Raw genomic sequence first — 4,000 nt, 5'->3', positions numbered from 1 at the left:
CCGCCCTGGCGACCCTGGCGACGTCGGCGGCCTCGGCGGCGCCCGGTGAGGCACCGCGCTCCGTCGACGTCATCTGCGACGCGATCGGCGCCGACACGGTGACCCTGACCGGCGACCTTTCGCGCGGTGGCACCGCCGAGATCACCCACGGCCCGCTGACCATCGTCGGCGAGCCCGGTTTCGTCGGCCGCAGCGCCAGTGGCACCCCGATCGAGATCGCGCCGACGGGTGACGGAGCGCAGTGCACCGCGACCTCCGACATCTCGGGCCCGCTCACGACGCTCCTGCCCGCGCCACGCGTGGCCGCGGCGAACCTGGCCGGAGCGCAGCAGGCCACCGGCCGGTGGACGTTCACCGTCGTCGTCGACGAGGCCGCCGTCCTGGCCGCCGCGAAGGCGAACCCCGGCCCGGTCACGGCGATGACCCCCGAGCAGGCGGCGAAGGCGGCGGCCGACGCGAAGGAGGCGCAGGCCGACGCGCTCGCCCCGCAGTCGGCGGCGGACAGCTTCCCGTTCTCCGGCCCGCTCGGGTCGTACATCCAGTCACGACCGGGCAACGTCACCGTCGCGGTGCGGCGACCGGGCACGTCGACGGTGTACACGTACACGAAGGGGCCGACGGTCAACATCACCGCCAGCATCGTCAAGGTCGAGCTCATGGCCGGCGTCATGCTCAAGGCCCAGGACTCCGGCCGCGCCCTGACCGCGTGGGAGAAGTCGCAGATTGTGCCGATGATCCGCTCCTCCGACAACAATGCCGCCACCGCGCTGTTCAACTACCTCGGCGGCCGCGCCGGGCTCGACCGGGTCAGCGCCCGCCTCGGCCTGTTCAGCACCCGCGCCGAGGCCGCCGGCCACTGGGGGTTGACGACGACGAGCGCCTCGGACCAGACACGGCTCATCGAGCATTTCGCCAAGGCCACCGGCCAACTCACCTCGACGAACCGCACGTACGGGCGCACGCAGATGCTCAACGTCACCTCCAGCCAGGACTGGGGCGTCTCGGCCGGGCCGCCGGCGGGCACGGTCGCGCTGAAGAACGGCTGGTTGCCGCGCTCGACGGGGTACCACGCCAACAGCATCGGGCTGTCGACGTACAGTTCCCCGGACTACGCGATTGCCGTGCTGACGCAGGCCAACCCGGGCACGCTCTCGACGCAGATCTCCACGATCGAGGGAGTCTCGAAGATCGTCTGGTCACGGCGGGCCGCCCTGGTGCCCGCGCCGCCTCCGCCGCCGAAGCCGAAGGCCGCGCTGCGCAACGACTTCACCGGCGACGGACGCCCGGACCTCATGGCGATCTCGAAGGGCGGATCGATCTACCGCTGGCCCGGCGTGGCCGGCGGCGGCTACGGCAAGCGCGTGCTCGTGCAGCGCGGGTGGAGCTCGAAGAACTGGATCGGATCGCCCGGCGACCTGAACAAGGACGGCCGCGCGGACCTGCTCGTGCGCGAGGACGACGGCCGGATCCGGGCGTACTACTCGCTCAGCGGCGGCAAGTTCGGGGTGCCGCGCACGCTGGCGACCGGCAAGGGCTCGTTCACCACGCTCGCGACCGGGGTGGACATCGACAAGAACGGCACTATCGACGTCATCGGGCGGCGGGCCGACGGCGAGCTGCGCGGCTACTCGATCGGCACCAGGAAACTGGTGATCCTGGGGTCACTGGGCAACCTCGGTCGGTACCACCCGCAGATCTACGGGATCAGGGACGTCAACGGTGACGGGCGGGACGACCTGCGCGCGTTCACGGCCAAGGGAGAGATGCGCGTGCTGTACTCCCGTGGTCGCTCGTTCACCCGCAGCGACACCATCTCGAGCGGCTGGAAGTACAAGACCCAGATCGCGGTCCCCGGCGACCCGAACCGCGATCGTCGCGACGATCTGGTCGCCGCGAAGACGGACAACACCGTGCAGCGGTACTGGGGCACGGCCGGTGGCGGTCTGCGCGGCGCAACGACGCTGCCCACCGTCTCGGCGAAGAGCATGCGCCAGTTCTTCTGACGCGAACCACGCACACCGGCAACACCGTGAGGTGAATCTCCGATTTTGCCCATGCGCCCCCGAAGCCGAGGGCGCATGGGCAGGATGGAGGAAGGACCCCGAACCGAGGAGGAACGATGATCCCTCGCACCGCCATCTCCCCCACCGTGGACGCTCACCCGGGTCTGGAGTACTACGAGGTGCTCGTGTTCTGCTCCGAGGACGGGCAGGGTGGCAACCGGCTCGGGATCGTCGTGGGTTCGTCCGGACTGGCCGATGACGAATGCCAGCGGATCGCGGCCGAACTCGCCCCCGCGGAGACGGTCTTCATCGACGACGTCGAGGCCGGATGGCTGCGGATCCACACCCCGACGCAACGGATCCCGTTCGCCGGGCACCCGACGGTCGGCGCGACCTGGCTGCTGCATCACCTCGGTTACCCCGTCACCCGCCTGTTCATCGACGCCGGGCTGCCGGAGGTCGGCGCGACGCTGCAGGGCGCGACCGTCGAGGCGCCGGCGGAGTGGACCATGGCGTGGAACCTCATCCAGGTCGCCTCACCCGACGAGGTCAACACAGCCGTCGCCGACGGAGATGGCCAGCACGACTATCTCTGGGCCTGGCTCGATGAGGAGCGCGGTCTGGTCCGGGCTCGCGCGTTCGCGTCGTATGCCGGGGTGCCCGAGGACGAGGCGACCGGATCGGCGGCGATCGCCCTGTGCGCCCAACTCGGGCGGGAGTTGACGATCGGGCAGGGGCAGGGGTCGCTGCTGCACGTCAGCCCGGGTGACAACGGCCGGGTCCTGTTGACCGGTCGCGTGCGGGAGGCGTGACCCCCGCGATTCGAGGTATTTCCGACCGCCCGCTGATTCGAGGTATTTCCGACCGCTACAACGGGCGGTATTACCTCGAACCGGCTGGGGGCGGGGCGGGGGGGCGGGTGGGTCTCACGCGTAGGTCGTCGAACGCTGCCGCACCGGACGCCCGATGCCGGCGGCCAGTTCGACCAACTCGTCGACGGTTTTGGCGGAGCCGTGCTCGGACCCGGCCATGCGCGAGATCGTCTCCTCCATCAGGGTCCCGCCGACGTCGTTCGCCCCGCTGGTGAGCATCGCGCGCGTGCCCTCAACGCCGAGCTTGACCCACGACGTCTGGATGTTGCGGATCCGGCCGTGGAACATCACCCGCGCGAGCGCATGCACGGCGAGGTTGTCCCGCTGACTCGGCCCCGGGCGCGACACCCCGGCGAGATAGATCGGCGCGTTGGTGTGCACGAACGGCAGCGGCACGAACTCGGTGAAGCCGCCGGTCTCGTCCTGGATGCGCGCGAGTCGCTGCAGGTGCCCGACCCAGTGCCGCGGGTGGTCGACGTGGCCGTACATCATCGTCGAACTCGACGGGATGCCCAGGTCGTGGGCGGTTCGCACAACGTCCTCCCACGCGTCGGCGGGCAGCTTGCCCTTGGTCAGCACCCACCGGACCTCGTCGTCGAGGATCTCCGCGGCCGTGCCGGGAATCGAGTCCAGACCGGCCTCCTTCGCCGCGGTCAGCCACTCGCGCACCGAGATCCCCAGCCGGCCCGCGCCGTTGACGACCTCCATCGGCGAGAACGCATGCACGTGCATGCCCGGGGTCCGGTCCTTGACGGCGCGGATGATGGCGAAATACCCGTCTCCGGGCATGGTCGGGTCGATGCCGCCCTGCAGGCACACCTCGGTCGCACCGAGCTCCCAGGCCTCGGCGGCGCGATCGGCGATCTGGTCGAGCGAGAGCGTGAACGCGTCGGCATCGGTGCGGCGCTGGGCGAACGCGCAGAACCGGCAGCCGGTGTAGCAGACGTTGGTGAAGTTGATGTTGCGGTTGATGACGTACGTGACGTCGTCGCCGACCGCCTCGCGGCGCAGGTCGTCGGCCAGGCGACACAGCGCGGCCAGCGCCTCGCCCTCGGACTGGATCAGCGCCAACGCGTGCGCCTGGCTGAGCGCGCCCGGGGTCGCCTCGGCGGCCGCGAGCGCCTC

General features: G+C 70.7%; 3 protein-coding genes. 2 read left to right on the top strand and 1 reads right to left on the bottom strand.

All coding sequences use genetic code 11. The features are described from left to right. Together KD1_RS15465 and KD1_RS15460 are read left to right on the top strand one after the other, a co-directional pair. On the top strand, positions 1 to 2,003 hold a 2,003-nt coding region (locus KD1_RS15465), incomplete at its 5' end, for an FG-GAP-like repeat-containing protein (RefSeq protein WP_068403401.1). Between the two features lie 116 nt (positions 2,004 to 2,119). Next, on the top strand, positions 2,120 to 2,815 hold the full coding sequence (locus KD1_RS15460) for a PhzF family phenazine biosynthesis protein (protein WP_083542537.1): 696 nt from the start codon (positions 2,120 to 2,122) through the stop codon (positions 2,813 to 2,815). Positions 2,816 to 2,929: 114 nt separating this feature from the next. On the opposite strand, the gene cofH is transcribed toward KD1_RS15460, so the two are convergent. After that, positions 2,930 to 4,000, bottom strand: a 1,071-nt coding sequence (cofH, locus tag KD1_RS15455; protein ID WP_157073409.1) for a 5-amino-6-(D-ribitylamino)uracil--L-tyrosine 4-hydroxyphenyl transferase CofH, incomplete at its 5' end; no start/stop codon positions are given.

This window comes from Kribbia dieselivorans NBRC 106261, from assembly GCF_001552435.1.
Classification (GTDB): domain Bacteria; phylum Actinomycetota; class Actinomycetes; order Actinomycetales; family Dermatophilaceae; genus Kribbia; species Kribbia dieselivorans.
This window is presented reverse-complemented; position numbering and strand designations above follow the sequence as displayed.